The sequence below is a fragment of the Vibrio sp. THAF190c genome (genome assembly GCF_009363355.1).
Lineage (GTDB): Bacteria > Pseudomonadota > Gammaproteobacteria > Enterobacterales > Vibrionaceae > Vibrio > Vibrio fortis_A.
Genome location: NZ_CP045339.1, coordinates 626,868 through 642,879, shown reverse-complemented (window position 1 = coordinate 642,879; position 16,012 = coordinate 626,868). Strand labels below are relative to the sequence as shown.

General features: G+C 45.4%; 14 protein-coding genes. 7 read left to right on the top strand and 7 right to left on the bottom strand.

Features of this window, described 5'->3' with window-relative positions; all coding sequences use genetic code 11:
* Positions 1-21 precede the first annotated feature (21 nt).
* Entirely contained in the window at positions 22-1,209 is a 1,188-nt protein-coding gene (locus tag FIV04_RS17870; RefSeq protein WP_152469966.1) for an MFS transporter, read from the bottom strand.
* Between the two features lie 166 nt (positions 1,210-1,375).
* On the opposite strand from FIV04_RS17870, the gene FIV04_RS17865 reads away from it, so the two are divergent.
* Positions 1,376-2,257, top strand: coding sequence for a LysR family transcriptional regulator (locus tag FIV04_RS17865; protein WP_150869865.1), 882 nt, complete (start codon positions 1,376-1,378; stop codon positions 2,255-2,257).
* Between the two features lie 65 nt (positions 2,258-2,322).
* On the opposite strand, the gene FIV04_RS17860 is transcribed toward FIV04_RS17865, so the two are convergent.
* The 6 genes from FIV04_RS17860 to FIV04_RS17835 all read right to left on the bottom strand — a co-directional run bounded on the left by FIV04_RS17860 (position 2,323) and on the right by FIV04_RS17835 (position 8,607).
* Positions 2,323-4,194: an alpha-amylase family glycosyl hydrolase gene (locus FIV04_RS17860; protein ID WP_152469965.1), complete on the bottom strand. Its 1,872-nt coding sequence runs from the start codon at positions 4,192-4,194 to the stop codon at positions 2,323-2,325.
* A 161-nt stretch (positions 4,195-4,355) separates the two neighbouring features.
* Complete coding sequence (locus FIV04_RS17855) at positions 4,356-5,477, bottom strand: ABC transporter ATP-binding protein (protein ID WP_152469964.1); 1,122 nt, start codon at positions 5,475-5,477, stop codon at positions 4,356-4,358.
* A 168-nt stretch (positions 5,478-5,645) separates the two neighbouring features.
* Complete coding sequence (locus FIV04_RS17850) at positions 5,646-6,128, bottom strand: glycosidase (RefSeq protein ID WP_152469963.1); 483 nt, start codon at positions 6,126-6,128, stop codon at positions 5,646-5,648.
* 26 nt (positions 6,129-6,154) lie between these two features.
* Complete coding sequence (locus FIV04_RS17845; protein ID WP_152469962.1) at positions 6,155-6,556, bottom strand: hypothetical protein; 402 nt, start codon at positions 6,554-6,556, stop codon at positions 6,155-6,157.
* Between the two features lie 17 nt (positions 6,557-6,573).
* Positions 6,574-7,581: a UDP-3-O-(3-hydroxymyristoyl)glucosamine N-acyltransferase gene (gene lpxD / locus FIV04_RS17840; RefSeq protein WP_152469961.1), complete on the bottom strand. Its 1,008-nt coding sequence runs from the start codon at positions 7,579-7,581 to the stop codon at positions 6,574-6,576.
* A 21-nt stretch (positions 7,582-7,602) separates the two neighbouring features.
* A complete protein-coding gene (locus FIV04_RS17835) occupies positions 7,603-8,607 on the bottom strand; it encodes a porin (protein WP_152469960.1) in 1,005 nt (334 codons plus the stop codon).
* Between the two features lie 408 nt (positions 8,608-9,015).
* On the opposite strand from FIV04_RS17835, the gene FIV04_RS17830 reads away from it, so the two are divergent.
* Genes FIV04_RS17830 through FIV04_RS17805 form a run of 6 tightly spaced genes read left to right on the top strand, consistent with a single transcriptional unit; the run spans position 9,016 to position 15,940 of the window.
* A complete protein-coding gene (locus tag FIV04_RS17830) occupies positions 9,016-10,242 on the top strand; it encodes a maltose ABC transporter substrate-binding protein (RefSeq protein ID WP_032550627.1) in 1,227 nt (408 codons plus the stop codon).
* Between the two features lie 10 nt (positions 10,243-10,252).
* On the top strand, positions 10,253-11,536 hold the full coding sequence (locus FIV04_RS17825; RefSeq protein ID WP_152469959.1) for a carbohydrate ABC transporter permease: 1,284 nt from the start codon (positions 10,253-10,255) through the stop codon (positions 11,534-11,536).
* 1 nt (position 11,537) lies between these two features.
* A complete protein-coding gene (locus FIV04_RS17820; protein ID WP_032550624.1) occupies positions 11,538-12,371 on the top strand; it encodes a sugar ABC transporter permease in 834 nt (277 codons plus the stop codon).
* Positions 12,372-12,388: 17 nt separating this feature from the next.
* Positions 12,389-14,164 carry a glycoside hydrolase family 13 protein gene (locus FIV04_RS17815; protein WP_152469958.1) on the top strand — a complete coding sequence of 592 codons (1,776 nt, stop codon included), beginning with the start codon at positions 12,389-12,391 and terminating at the stop codon, positions 14,162-14,164.
* Positions 14,165-14,169: 5 nt separating this feature from the next.
* Complete coding sequence (locus FIV04_RS17810; protein WP_152469957.1) at positions 14,170-15,087, top strand: ROK family protein; 918 nt, start codon at positions 14,170-14,172, stop codon at positions 15,085-15,087.
* Between the two features lie 58 nt (positions 15,088-15,145).
* On the top strand, positions 15,146-15,940 hold the full coding sequence (locus FIV04_RS17805) for a TrmB family transcriptional regulator (protein ID WP_150897395.1): 795 nt from the start codon (positions 15,146-15,148) through the stop codon (positions 15,938-15,940).
* Positions 15,941-16,012: the final 72 nt, after the last annotated feature.

The window sequence follows — 16,012 nt, the reverse complement described above, 5'->3', positions numbered from 1 at the left end:
GCTTTGTTTTTTCTATTCTAGCTAGATGCTAGGTGTAGCGACTTGTTGAGTCTGCTTCTTGTCTAATAGGCCACTGAATCGAGTCAGTGCTAGTGCAACTAAGACAATCACAGCGCCAATCCAAGGTGTGTTCATTAAGCCAGACTCTGCAACAATGATACCGCCGCCCCAAGAGCCAAGTGCGATGCCTACATTGAAGGCTGCGATGTTCAAGCCTGATGCTACGTCTACTGCATCTGGCGTGTATTTCTCTGCCAGCTTAACCACGTAGACTTGCAAGCCTGGAACATTACCGAAGGCAAAAGCACCCCAAATCAAAATAGTAGCAACTGATGCGTAAGGGTTAACTGCCGTGAAGTTAAATACAACCAGTACCGCAGCTAAACCAGAAAAGATAACCGTCAGCGCTTTGATTGGTCCCATTTTGTCAGCCATCTTACCGCCCCAGATGTTACCTACCGCGACTGAAACACCGTAGACCAACATGATTAGGCTGATTGCGCTTGAGTCGAAACCAGACACATTTTCTAGGATCGGAGCAAGGAACGTAAACGCTGTAAATGTGCCGCCGTATCCCAGTGCTGTAATTGCATAAACCAGTAGCAATCTTGGTTGAGTCAGCACTTTCAATTGAGCAGAAAGCTTCGTTGCTGGTGGTTGTTTTAGGTTGTTAGGCACCAATAACGCACTGCCGATCAGAGCAATTAAGCCCAGTAAAGCCACGATCAAGAAGGTTGCTTGCCAGCCAAATGTTTGACCAATATAAGTGCCCAGTGGTACGCCAGTCACGAGTGCTACCGTTAGACCGGTAAACATAATCGCGATCGCACTTGCCGCTTTCTCTTTGGGCACCAATCCCGTTGCGATGGTTGAGCCAATAGAGAAGAATACACCATGAGCCAAGCCCGTTAATATACGCGCGGCAATAAGAGTGTTGTAGCCAGGTGCTTGCCAAGCCAGCAAGTTACCCACCACAAACAGCGACATGATGGTGAGCAGTACCAGTTTTCGATTCCACTTACCGGTAAGTGCAGTCAATACTGGCGCACCAACGGCAACACCTAGTGCGTAGAGGCTAACTAACAGGCCTGCAGAGGGCAGGGATACGTTGAGATCGGTTGCCATAGTTGGTATTAAGCCAACGATAACAAACTCTGTGGTTCCTATGGCAAAGGCGCTGAGCGTCAATGCAAGTAAAGCTAAAGGCATAATTGTTTCTCTTAAAATGGGTAACACATAAAAGTGAGAGTCGGTTGTGACTCGTTTCGTTGGCAGGGATTATGTGAGAAATCGCTTTTGCTAAAAACAGTGTGATTAACAAATTACTTTTGTTATAAATGCAATAGTTGCACTGTCTATTACTTAGGGGGATCGGGTGATAACACGTTCGGATGATTTAGAGATTATGCTCACCGTGGTCGATAGCGGCGGGTTTTCAGCAGCTGCGCAGGCGCTGGATATTCAAGTAGCGAGAGTCTCCCGTAGTATTAGTAAGATAGAGAGTCAGCTGGGTGTTTCCCTGTTCAATCGTACGACGCGACGCGTAGAGCTAACCGAAGAGGGCAGGCAGTTTGTAGATTCGATTCGAGCCGGTTTAAGAATCATTCATGAGGCAGAAGAGGAGATTGTCTCGCGTGGTGAACTTCCCAAAGGTCGACTAAGGGTAGACGCAGCCAGCCCGTTTGTGTTTCATCAGCTTGTTCCTCTAGTCAGTGAATTCAATAGTGCTTATCCAGACATCGAACTAGAACTGACCTCAAACGAGGGGTTTGTTGACTTGATCGAGAAGCGAACCGATGTGGCAATACGAATTGGTCAATTAACCGATTCGACGCTCCATGCTCGTCCATTGGGTAAGAGTTTGCTCTACATGGTGGCTTCCCCTGAGTATCTTGCTAAGCGCGGAATCCCTCAAAAGTTCGAAGAGCTTTCTAGTCATCATACTGTCGGCTTTACTGGCGCCAAGGTGCTTAATCACTGGCCACTCCCAAACCAAAATTATGTTGAACCCACCATCACAGCTAGTAACGGAGAAACGGTGCGCCAGCTCGCTCTGGCAGGCAATGGTATCGCTTGTTTATCTGGCTTTATGGTTCATCAAGACATTGCAGCAGGGCGACTCATCCCTGTATTAGAGCAGGAGAAGCTGACCAACACAGGGCGTGAAACAATCAATGCGGTGTATTACAAGTCTTCCTCTGTCTCTAAACGCATCTCTGCTTTTATTGACTTTATACAACCAAGGTTGACCCTATAAAAAATCCCGCACATAGGTGCGGGATTTGAGTGGTTTTATTTTCTCTGGGATATCATAATCAAAGGTCAGTTCTTGGTGTGTAGAACAATCACTTCATTTTGGTCAAGGTTGAACGTCGCGCTGCCGTTAGCTACCACAACTTGGTCACCACCTAGCACGTTGTCGTACGTGCCGTTTGCCAAACCAAGATTAATGGCATTTACTGAGGTCGAGTTGCCTAGGTTCATCGCTACCACGACAACGTCGTCTCCCGCGTTACGCTCATAAACAAGCACATCGTTGCTTATCCAACGTTCAATGTAAGAACCTTGTTGGATCGCGAAGCTCTCTTTACGTAGTTTGCTGAGCTTTTTGATCATCTGGTATGCCGGCGTTGTCTTGTCGAAGCTCGGCATCATTTCACGGTTGTATGGGTCGTTACCTTGCTGACCAAAGCCGTTGGTCGTAAAGTTCGCTGCGTAGTGCTCTGTACCGTAGTAGATACATGGAATACCACGAGAAGTCATGATAAGAGCTAAACCTAGTTCTACACGATCTTGTGCGAATGGGATGCTTTGTCGACCGCCCCATTTGTCTTTGCCTGGACCAAAGTTAGTAGCGTCAGAACGTAGCACAGTTGAAAGGCGTGGTGCGTCATGGTTATCCAAGAAGATCACTTGCCAATCACTACTTGTGAACTTCTGATCTCTCAGCTTCATGTAGTTGTTAATGGCGTACATACCAGTGCCATGATGGCCAAGCAGAGCGTTCTCGATGGTGTTTCTTAACCCGAAATCAAGCAGCGCAGAGCCTGACGTGTTTGCGAAATCGATAGATGCGAAGTTCGAGCCTGTTGCGTCAGCACCAGAATCCATCCACTCACCAAAGAAGTAGAAGTCTTTTCCTTGGCTCTGTTTTGCGTATGCGTTGATTTGACCGGTAAAGTCTTGGATGAACTCTTTGTCCATATGTTTCACCGCATCAATACGGATAGCATCTACGCCTAGGTCGACCCAGAATTTAGCACCGTCAATCAGGTACTGACGTGCTGGCCCCCCTTTTCTTTGATCGAAGTCTGTTAAGTTGAATAGGGTCTTGTTGCGAACGGCCCACGCATCGTCCCACTCCCAATCTTGGCCGTTAGCCGCAATTGCACCGTTGCGGTGGTAATAGCCACTGCTGTCGTTGTTGTAGTCGGCAAGACGAACGCCATTTTTATACAGAGCCCCGTATTCGCCTTCATCATCTGGGTTGGAGTGGTTAGGTGCGTAGTCCAGTACCAGCTTCATGCCGTAGCTGTCCATCTTCTTCTTCAGCGCTTTAAAGTCATCAACCGTGCCTAAGTGCTCGTCTACTTTAAAGAAGTCGCGTCCCCAGTAGCCGTGATAACCCGCACCACCGCGGCTGTCAGGCACGTTAATGTTGTCAGCTGGTGGTGTGATCCAAATAGCAGTGATTCCCATGTCGTGTAGGTAATCGAGCTTTGCTGTTAAGCCTTTCAAGTCGCCGCCAAAGTACTTTTTGAAATCCGACTTGTCTGCTGAATACATGTTGGCGCCTGTCGAGGTATTGTTGCTCGAGTCGCCGTCATGGAAGCGGTCAAGAAACACGAAATACATGGTTTCATCACGCATATCGAACGGCAGTTTTTCATGAACAATAACTGTGTTGGTGTCGTCGTAAAAGTTGATCTCATAGGTTTTGTTTGGATCGACAACATAGTTATTAATCGGGTAATTCTCTGACCAATCACCAAAGCGGTCGACTTTAAAGCTTGGCGGGTTATTGCCGTCGCCAGTATTGAATTTCTTAACAATTTGCCAATGGTTAGGTTTGACCTTCACCATGGATTCGCTTTGCCAATCATTGGCTGTGCCGCGGAAGTACGCTTGGTTCCAATCTGCAGCGGCAGGTAGAGAAGCGAGCAATACTGAAAGAAGTACTATTTTGTTCTTCATTTTATCGTCCTGTTTCACTTGTTAGATAAATTTGGGGTGCACAAAGCCGATCCAGATATTCTCTGAATTAGACTTAATTATTAGGTTTTAAATTTTTTCGAAAAATATAAGCCACCCCAACACATCAAATAAGAGGCAGCTTTCGTTCAGCGATTAGATATTTAAAGCGTTAGGTTCTTTTCTGTTTCTGCATCGAAAATATGACAGAACGCGGAATCAAAGTTAAAACGAATATTTTTACCGATATCTGATGTGGATATAGTTTGGTTATTTACTCGAGTAACCACTTCATTTTCGCCGATTCTGAAGTACAGGTATTTCTCATTACCCAAGTTTTCTACAACCGTTAGCTCACCGTCGTGCACGTTAATCGCTTCGTCATCGTTAGCAAGGTTAATGTGTTCAGGGCGAATGCCTAGGCATACCGGTTTATCAATGTGATTAAGAAGCTTCTGCTGCTTATCTTTTGGAATGATAATGCGTGCCCCCGGAGCGAGCTCAACGTAAACATCATCGCCTAGCTGGCAGAGCTTAGTATTGATAAGGTTCATTGCCGGAGAGCCAATAAAGCCAGCAACGAATTTGTTTTCAGGGTAGTTGTATAGATTGGCAGGCGTATCTACTTGCATGATATTGCCTTGATTAAGCACGCAGATGCGGTCTCCCAACGTCAACGCCTCGGTTTGATCGTGCGTCACGTAGATCATGGTTGCTGGGTTGCCTTCCTCTTTCAAAGATTGGTGCAACTGGGCAATCTTAACGCGCATCGAAACACGTAGCTTAGCGTCCAAGTTAGAGAGTGGTTCATCGAAAAGGAACACATCAGGCTTACGCACGATGGCACGACCTACCGCAACACGTTGACGTTGGCCACCCGACATCTCTTTTGGCTTACGGTAAAGCAAGTCCGTGATCTCAAGCTTTTCAGCCGCTTCTTCAACGCGTTTTTTAATTTCGTCCTTTGGGCGCTTCTGCATTTTTAGGCCAAAAGCCATGTTGTCGAACACGGTTTTGTGCGGATAAAGGGCGTAGTTTTGGAACACCATCGCGATGCCACGGTCTTTCGGTGGGAGATCATTGACGACTTTGCTGCCGATGCGAATATCACCGCCAGAGATGCTTTCAAGACCGGCGATCATTCGCAGTGTGGTTGACTTTGCGCAGCCCGACGGACCGACAAATACCATGAACTCACCTTCATGAATGTCTAGGTCAATGCCATGCACAGCTTTGAAGCCATTGTCGTACTCTTTTTCTACTTTGCGTAGGCTAACTGTTGCCATTTGATACTCCGCATAGGATTACATAATCAAGTGAGTTAATTTGACGAGTCACCTGATGTTATTAATTAAAAACTGTTGATTCAGAAAGACGTTTTCGGCTGACAGCGACTTGCTCAATAAACAGAATGAGAGAGCGAACATTAGGTATTCGCTCCCATCTATTTGTGCTTATTTACAAGCTTTTAGTAGTGCTCGAACGGGCTTTTTGTCCTGGCCAACTTCGATACTCCACAGGTATTTGCCGTCTTCAGGAATGGTGACGGTGGTGTTCTTCGCAAAGCCGCCTCGTTTTAGCTCTTTCTCGTAACCTGCAACCATCTCTTTGCCCGCTGCGGTAAATTGCGGGTTCCAGCTCATAGTGGCGAACTGTAGGCTGACGTTGCCTGCTTTCTCTTCGCTCACAACTTGGTAGATACCGTTGCCTTTATGAGACATTTGACGGTTTTCCATGTGCATCCACTGGCCATCTGGGAAGGTACCAACAACATAGAGTGATGGCTTAATTGGACCACGCTCTTCAACACTTGGTAGGTTACAGTCAGCAAAAGGGCCAGTTGCAATAGCTTGCGCACCTTCTGTGCTGTCAGATGTGCTAGCACACCCCATCAATGCTGATGAGAGTAGGGCAGTAAGCAGCAAAGTACGTTTCATCGTCAAATTCCTTAATCTTATTCGCGTTATATTGTTAAATTTCGATTGGTTTCATAATCGAAAATATGACCAAAATAGGTATCGAAATTAATACGAAAAGATTTCCCGATATCACTTTGGCTAATTAATTTTTTAGTTCTGAACAGTATTTCTTTTTGACCAATCTTTAATAAAATTTCAAAGCTATTATTGGTCTTTTTATAGTCAATGAGTTGACCATTGATGGTATTAAGCTCTTCGTTATCGTCAGCTAAATAGACAAAGTCAGGGCGAATACCAAAATAGACTCTTTCATTGATGTATGAGGACAAACAAGCTTGTTGTTGCACCGGTATGTTCAGGGAGGCACCGGGCTCAAGCTCGATATACAACTCTTTGGTGTTCGACCTTATGTAGGCATCAACCATATTCATTGCTCTGTCCGTCATCTCTATTCCCATTAGCGTTACAAGCTGAACAAACGTGCGATAAACCCTTTCGACTCGGTTGGAGTTTCCGTTTTATCTCGGTCTAACTTCTTGTTGGTCAGCTTATTGAGTGTTGCTAGGTTTTTGTAATAGCTACGAGCATCCTTTGCTGGGTATCCGAAGATATCGCTATTGGCTGGGAAAGAGTGGCTCACGCCCGATTTCGCTTTGATCACTGAGTTCTTGCCGATGGTTAGATGGCCTGCGGTGCCAGCTTGCCCATGAACAATCACATTGTCTTCTAGGGTGGTGTGCCCAGCGAAGCCTGTTTGCGATACAAGTAGGCAGTGTTGGCCAATCTTACAATCATGGCCAATCTGAACTAGGTTATCGATCTTAGTGCCTCGACCAATCACAGTATTGCCTAGCGTGCCTCGGTCGATTGTGTTGTTGCATCCAATCTCAACGTCGTCTTCAATAATGACGCGGCCAATACTCTCTACGCGCTGGTATCGAGTCTGCTTACCTGTCATGTATTCAAAGCTGTAGTTGCCAATTGAGTTGTTTGAATCAATCGTGACATTGTTGCCAATGATGGTGCCCTCTTTGATCACGGTATTGGCATGAATCGCCACGTTGTCGCCAATAGTGACGCCGTTCATGATCTTTACACCGGGCATAAAGTGGCAGTTCTCTCCGATTTGACAGTGCTTACCAATGTATACATCTGGGATATCAGAGGTGTTGCCTTGATCAAACAGTTGGTACTTATGTACTTTGTAAAAGCGCATCAGTTGGTTGAGTTTATCGGCATCGAGCTCATCAATAATGATTTTGGTCTTTGCCGAAGATTGCAGAATCGCTCGTGGTCCAATAATGACGTCCGCTAAAGTTTCAGAAATGCCTTTTAGATCTGATTTGGCGAATACAATCGCAAGCCCACCTTTTTCATCGCTTGAAACCGGACGAATTAGTGATATTTCTATCGTGTCATCACCAACGATTTCTCCACCAACGACCTGAGCTATTTCTGAAACTTTGAGCATATTATTCGACCTATCAATTAGTTAGAAGCGATATAGAGCTTGTAAGAATAGTGTGTTCTGTTCAACTACTTTTTCGTCACCAGCTAATTGTGCAGAGTTTGACGTCTCAGTATCTTTCGCCCATTCGTACTCAGCTTTCATTAACCAGTCTTCACCCACGGCTTGTTCGTAGCCAATAGTCGCTTTGCGAATGTCTTTGAAGTAGTCGTCGTTGCTGCCGATACCGTTGGTTTCATTTTCACCGATACGAGCTCGAACATACATGGTGCCAGCATCATCAAAACTGTATTGCACAATCGGTTCCACATACTTCTCAGTGAAGTCACTGACTTTCTTACCGTTTTTTTCGTTCTCTTTGATTTGGTAGAAGAACTCAACACCCAGCTCCCAGTTACCTAAGCGCTTGTATGGTTTGAACAGTAGGCTATAGCCTTCCTCTTTGAATTCGCCCCACTCACTCTTATCTTCATCATTCAATAGATACTCGAGGTTCGAATAGAAACCAGCACCGAAGTCATTGCTCCAGTAGGTGAGGTAAGGCCTAAAGCTGTGTTCAACGGTAGTATGTCGTAAACCACTTGTACCAGATGTGCTGTAGATCTGACTGCGCGAGTATTCGATGTCATAAACCGTACCTACTCCCCAGCCTGAACCAAAGTTGAAGCCTTTGTCGAGAGACAGTAGGTGAATGTACCCATCTTCCGTTTCGCTGTATCCAGATTGCTCTTTCTTACGATCTTCTAGCTTGAAAGCGTAAAGGGTCGAGAAGTTCCATTTAGAGTTTCGGTAGAACAGGCTTACCACTTCATGCGTACGCGTCTGCTCGGTTATTTCAGCTGCGCCCCATTTAGCCCAGTCAGTCGTCGTTTTGTATTCGTATTCAACTGACGACCCAACATGCCCACCAAAGTTCAAAGCGTCATCAAAAAAGGTGTCTTCAGGAGCAAAGCCTCGATCGCTAGCAAAAGCAGTGGTACTGACAAGCAAGGTGTTGGCTATCACTACAGACAATAATGTTCGTTTCACAGTATTTCCTTATTATTCCGGCATTGGATTTATTTCGATAATTCTGGCCATGAATTTAGTAGTTCACGTTGAACGCCTAATTATTGTTCTTTATTTATTTTTAATTTTCTTCCCATAGAAATTAGTTATGTGATCCCGCTCACTTTCACGCGTGGATTTTATTGATCATCATCACGAATAGTATTGTTTTCATCGATATAGCTGTCAGGATGAGCTTATTTCTTGCTGTAAAGCCTGATACAGACTGATATTGCATATAATCATGCATATGGTTGTTGATAACGTATTTATGGTGATCCAAGTCACAAAGGTGTTTCTATTTTGAACAAATCGTATTGACTTGTTTAAGGTGAGATATAACCTAGTAGTATCTTATGGACTACTAAATTTAACTTGTGCGGTGTGAGTATGAAAGAAAAGCTATTTAGAACAACGCTATTGGCCTCGCTATTGATGTCTGGGTTGGCTAGCGCTGAAGAGATAACACCAGAGAAAGGTGCTGATCTGCTCATTTGGACGGATAAAACAACCGTTGAATACATGGAGTACGCAGCAGACTCTTTCAATAAAGAGTTCGGCTACGATGTCGACTTTTCGTTTCGTGGACTTGCACCTATCGATTCCGCTTCTCGCCTAATTCAGGATGGCGGGTCAGCTCGAGTGGCTGACGTGGCAGAAATTGAGCACGACTTACTAGGGCGTTTGGTGGTTGCTGGTGGTGCGATGGAGAACCTTGTTTCTGCAGAGCGAATCGATAGTACCTTTATGCAAAATGCCATCAGCGCTTCCAAATCTGAAGGTGTGAGCTATGGTTTTCCGGTCAGCTTTGCCACCACTGCTCTCTTCTACAACAAAGATTTGCTTCCGAAAGCTCCAGAGAGTTTTGAGGAGATTATTGAATTTTCGAAATCATTTAATAACAAGCAAGAACACAAGTATGCGTTGCTTTGGGATATCCAAAACTACTATGAGTCTCGTATGTTTGTGACCTTATACGGCGCTTACGAGTTTGGTAACAACGGCACCGACGCTAAAGATATCGGTATTGATTCAGAAGAAGCGCAAAAAGGGCTCGAGGCAATGAAGAGCCTACGCGTAGCCAATAGTTCAAACCCAATTGATATGCGTAACCCGCAAGTTCGTCGAGGCCTCTTTGGTGAAGGGAAAGTGGGTGCGATCATCGATGGCCCTTGGGCGATTCAAGGTTATAAAGATTCGGGCGTGAATTTTGGTGTAGTACCAATGCCAAAGCTGGAAGGTCAGCAGCCACGTACCTTCTCAACCGTTCGACTCGCAGTGGTCTCTTCTTACACCGAATACCCTAGAGCGGCGCAACTGTTTGCTGATTACCTATCGACAGAAGCCATGCTTAAGAAGCGCTACCAAATGACTCAGTCGATTCCACCTGTTCAAGCTGTGATGGAAGAGATTATTGTTAATGCGGATGAAGCGACTTACGCCATCATCACTCAAGGTTTCTACTCTGACGCGATGCCTTCACTGCCAGAAATGGGCTTTATCTGGTCACCAATGGCCAGCGCGATTACCGACTTATGGGTAAATGATAAGTCACCAAAAGCCGTTCTTGACCGCGCTCGTTCAATTATTACTGAACAGATTGAACTACAAGAGTAGAAGAGGATCTATGTTGTTATCTGAGACTAAGGCAGCCCCTAGGTTGCCTGCTGCTCTCCTGATTATGGGGAGCACACAGATTTTAAAGGGGCACTGGTTGAAAGGCGGGATTTTTCTCGCCATCCAATTGGTTACACTGCTGATCTTCCCTGAAATCATGGAATCGCTTAAAGGCCTTGTGACCTTGGGTGATGTCGCTCAAGTGCGTAAAGGCTTTACCATCACACAAGGTGATAACTCGATCTTCATGTTGGTTGAGGGTGTGATTGCGCTGCTCTACTCATTCTTGTTTATCTGTTTGTACGTATCAAATGTACGTGATGCGAAGCTTACTCAGACGTCAAAACTGTCTCTGAGTGAACAACTGAAAGACATCTACGATCGCAAGTTTGCATTCATTATGTTGTCGCCTGCGTTCATTGCGAGCATCGCGTTTATCATCATGCCGATCATTATTACGGTAATGGTGTCGTTTACTAACTACTCAGCTCCACACCATATCCCACCAAAGAACTTGGTGGACTGGGTTGGATTTAAGAACTTCTTTGCTCTGTTTGAACTGAAGATCTGGTCGAGCACATTCTTCGGCGTCGCATCGTGGACGGTAATGTGGGCATTCTTCGCAACGGTCTGTACCTGTGGTTTTGGCTTCTTGCTTGCGTTGGCACTGCAGAATAAGAAGATTAAAGCGAAAAAGGCATGGCGCTTTGTCTTCATTCTTCCTTACGCAATTCCGGCTTTTGTCACTCTATTGATGTTCCGTTTGTTACTTAATGGCATTGGCCCGGTGAATGCAGCACTGAACAGCTGGGGTTTTGATTCGGTCGCTTTCTTGTCGGATCCCTTTATTGCCAAGATTACCGTAATTGCGGTGAGCGTTTGGGTCGGTGCTCCTTACTTCATGCTCCTGATTGCAGGCGCGTTGACCAATATCCCTGAAGATCTATACGAAGCGAGTGAAGTGGACGGTGCGAGCAAATTCCAGCAGTTCTGGGAGATCACCTTACCTATGGTACTTCACCAAGTTGCGCCATCTTTGGTGATGACGTTCGCTCATAACTTCAATAACTTCGGAGCGATTTTCCTACTGACCGAGGGTGGACCAATCAACCCTGAATATCGCTTTGCAGGACACACCGATATCTTGATTACTTGGATTTACAAACTGACTCTCGACTTCCAGCAGTATCAAATCGCGTCGGTTATCTCGATTGTGATCTTCTTGTTCTTGTCGGTGATTGCGATTTGGCAATTCCGTCGCATGAACTCATTTAAAGATGATGTAGGTATGTAACATGGATAAGTTTATTGGCAAGGTTGGGACAGCAGTTGTTTATCTGTTCTTAACGGCAAATGCGCTTTTGGTTTTGGGGCCAGTTATTTGGACTGTGCTGGCATCGTTCAAGGTAGGTAACAACCTTTTCAGCTCCTCTTTTACGGGTATTGAATTTACCTTGGACCATTACCGAGCGCTGTTCAACGATACTCCCTACTTTGAGTGGTACAAAAATACCTTCTTCTTGGCAACGGCCAACATGATTATCTCGTTGGTTGTGGTGACTCTATCGGCGTTTATCTTCTCTCGTTATCGTTTCAACGGTAAGCGAAACATCATGATGAGTATCTTGGTACTGCAGATGTTTCCAGCTTTCCTATCGATGACGGCGATCTACATTCTGCTTTCCAAAATGGGGCTGATTGATACCTACGCTGGGCTATTGTTTGTCTATGTTACAGGCTCTCTACCTTTCATGATCTGGCTTGTTAAGGGCTACTTCGATGCGATTCCAACATCGCTTGATGAGGCGGCAAAGATTGATGGAGCAGGGCATATGACCATCTTCTTGGAGATAATCCTTCCGCTCGCCAAACCTATCTTGGTGTTTGTTGGCTTGGTGTCGTTCACAGGCCCTTGGATGGACTTCATATTGCCAACTCTGATCCTAAGAAGTGAAGAGAAGATGACTCTGGCTATCGGAATCTTTAGTTGGATCTCCTCTAACTCGGCAGAAAACTTCACCCTCTTTGCAGCAGGTTCTCTATTGGTAGCCGTGCCAATCACCTTGTTGTTTGTTGCAACACAAAAACATATTACAACCGGCCTCGTCAGCGGTGCAGTAAAAGAATAAAAAGCTAGGAATACACAATGATTACAAAAAGTGCGCTTACACACTCGGCAAAGAGTGCGGACAGTTACGCCTACGATAATGAGACTTTGCATCTGAGATTGCGTAGCGCGAAAGGCGAAATCGAGCGTGTCGCTCTATGGATAGGTGACCCTTACCACTGGGCTGAGGGCGGTTTAGATGGCGGTAACCTTGGTGGCAGCGATGCTCATGGTTGGGTTGGGGGTAACGAAGTCCCGATGGTTCACGAAGGTGAAACTGAGCATCATGACCACTGGTTTGCTGCCTTTAAGCCGCCTAAGCGTCGTAGCCGATATGGATTCATTCTTTATGGCAAGAGTGGTGAGAAAATCTTGTTTGGTGAGAAGCGTTGTGCGGACTTATCTGATCCTAAGAAGGCGGAAGTTGAGCTAAGTAATTTAAGTAACTTCTTCTGTTTTCCATACATCAATCCACGTGATGTTTTGAACACACCGAACTGGGTGAGAGATACCATTTGGTATCAGATTTTCCCAGAGCGCTTTGCCAACGGCAGACCAGAGATTTCGCCAGCCAATGTCCAGCCATGGGGCACCGATCCTAAATCGGATAACTTTATGGGCGGCGACCTATGGGGCGTGATCGACAAGCTCGACTATTTGCAAGACTTAGGCGTGAATGGCTTGTACTTGTGTCCAATCTTTACCGCTAATGCCAACCATAAATATGACACCGTTGATTACTACAACGTGGATCCTCACTTTGGTGGCAACGAAGCGTTCAAAGCATTAGTTGAAGCGGCGCATCAGCGTGGTATGAAGGTGATGTTGGATGCGGTATTCAATCATATCGGCGCTCAATCACCACTTTGGTTAGATGTTGTCGAGAAAGGCGAAAAATCTAGATACGCCGATTGGTTCTGGGTGAATCAATTTCCTGTCTACCCAGAAACACCCAAAGATCAGTGGGATTTTTGGAATCTAAACTACGAAACATTCGGGAACGTGGCAGAGATGCCGAAACTCAACACCGAAAACGAAGAGTGTCGCGCTTACCTACTTGATGTTGCTCGTTATTGGGTTGAGGAATTCAAGATCGATGGTTGGCGCTTAGATGTGGCAAACGAAGTTGATCATGCCTTTTGGCGCGATTTTCGCACTGTCATCAAAGGCATCAATCCGGATTGTTATATTCTGGGTGAGATCTGGCATGAAGGGATGCCATGGTTACGAGGTGATCAGTACGATTCATTAATGAACTACCCACTAACACAAGCGATCACGGACTACTTTGCTCTGTCTGCGATGGACAAAGAGGGCTTTGTTAACGCGGTCAATACGTCGTATCTGGCTTACCCAAGAAACGTCAACGAAGCGATGTTTAACTTGCTCGATAGCCATGACACGACGCGTATCTTATCTCTGTGTCAGGGCGATAAGCGTCGCGCCAAATTGGCCTACTTGTTCATGTTCACTCAAGTGGGTGCGCCATGTATTTACTACGGTGGTGAGATTGGTATGGATGGTGGCCGTAGCATGGGTAGCGAGAACAACCGTAAGTGTATGGAGTGGGATGAAGCGAACCATGATTTGGACTTTAAAGGCTTTATTCAGCAACTCATCGCGATGAGAAAGAACAATCCAGAGTTTAATCAACCCAACCTAGAATGGATTCCGCTTGAGGATGAAAGCTGTATCGCATACCGACGCTCTGACTACTTGTTCATTCTTAATAATAGTGACCAGTCAAAGTTCATTGAGTTAGATGGACAAGTTCACGCGCTGGATGCGTTTGGCTTCGTGATTGAAAAAGCGTAGCTAGTATGAGTGACTCTGTTGTTATGGGGATCTCTATCGATCCCCAATCTATCCATTCTGTTACGAACACCTCTTCAGGGCGAGAGGTGTATCGTAATGTCCAAAACTGTCCAGATGATTTACCCAAACTATCGGAACGCTTGAAGCAGCTAGTTTCAAGTAACGTCTGGCGATTTGGCAAGGTAACGACAGTCGTCATTAGTGTATGTGAGCACCTACAAACCTTCTCTAATGGTAGAAACAGTCGATTGTCGCAGGTTAACGCGGCACAGCTCGCCATCGACCTAAGTAACCACTTCGGTTTTGATTGCTCTGTAGTGAGCACTTCACAAGCCGGCTTGGCTTCAGACTGTAATATTCTCGATGTTGATAATAGCTCGGTTCTGAGCTTGTCGCTCGACATTGGCTGTAGCCTAAGTTTCTACAAAAACGGCAAGTGGTCAGCCCAATCATTGTGTCGTCATTGGGCGCATTCACCCCTTCCCGACTTTCAATGGTTAATTGATGGTTTAACACCAGTATGCCGCTGTGGAAGAGAAGCCTGTATCGAGCAGTTCTTATCAATAGACGGTATTGAACGTCAATATCACCAAGTGGTGCTGCAAGACAGATCCTTGGTGGATATCTTTTCTGGTGTGGAGGAGGGCGATATCCATTCCACTCGGGTATATCGAGCCTTCATCGATCAGTTGGCACGCAGCCTATTATTGCCAATCGAAGAACTGGCTCCCAAGCAGCTCGTTCTTTCTGGATTTGCAACCACATACCCTTCACTCAATAAAGAGTTGAGGGTTGCTTTATCGCGGTATCACTCATCAGATTCGCTACCTGTCATTTCTCAAAACTCGCAGGATAGCTTCGTATTTGCCTACGGCGCGGCTCTTATGGCAATAAAAAATAACAACAATCATTTACGCTCATAGTTGCAGGAATGGTAACCTTAGCAGGAAGAAAGTATTGAATAGTTTCAGAGGACAACCCGTGTCAGAGTTAGTGATCAAATTAATGGATTTTGGATTCACCAAAACCGATGCACTTGTTTACATTAATTTGCTTAAGAATGGTCGTGCGAGTGGGTATAAGATTGCCAAGGAGATCTCTCTATCTCGCTCATCAGTCTACTCATCGATTGATAACCTATATAACAATGGTTATATCTTTATGTCCGATGGTGACACCAAAGAGTACGAAGCCAAATCACCGGAATTGATCTTTAGCCAAATCGAAAAGAAGACCGTCGAAAATATCAATATTCTTAAGACTGAACTGTCAAAGATGATGCTTCAGGAAGAGAAGGAGTTCGTCTACAACCTGACTGGATTCGAAAACCTTCTGCAGAAAGCGAAAGAGATCATCAATCAAGCGAATTTGGAAATTTACCTCAATACCGATTTCAATCTGAACCTATTTGAAAAAGAGTTGTGCGATGCAATTGAGCGTGGTGTTCGAGTAATCGGCTTTTCGTTTAACAAAATGGCCAAGCCGCACGAAAAGATTGAGCTGTACTCTCGCTCAGAGAACGAAGAGACAGAATACCCTTCTCACCGCTTTATGTGTGTCGCTGATATGAAGCTAGCGCTGATGTTCTCACACCGTGAAGAAACTCTGGGTTTGTATTCAAATAACCGACTGATTGTTAAGATGATTGCTGAGCACATCCATAGCGATATTTATCTTACTGAATATGAGCGTCTAGAGCCTGAAAAGCGAGTTCGCGTTAATACGATCCACGAACAGCACAACTCCATGGTTCTTGATGACCTCAAGAAACAATAACGAAAAAGCCGCGTATCAACGCGGCTTTTTTGGAAACGTGTTTTTAGGCGAGAGACTGACTTAAGCTGTGAT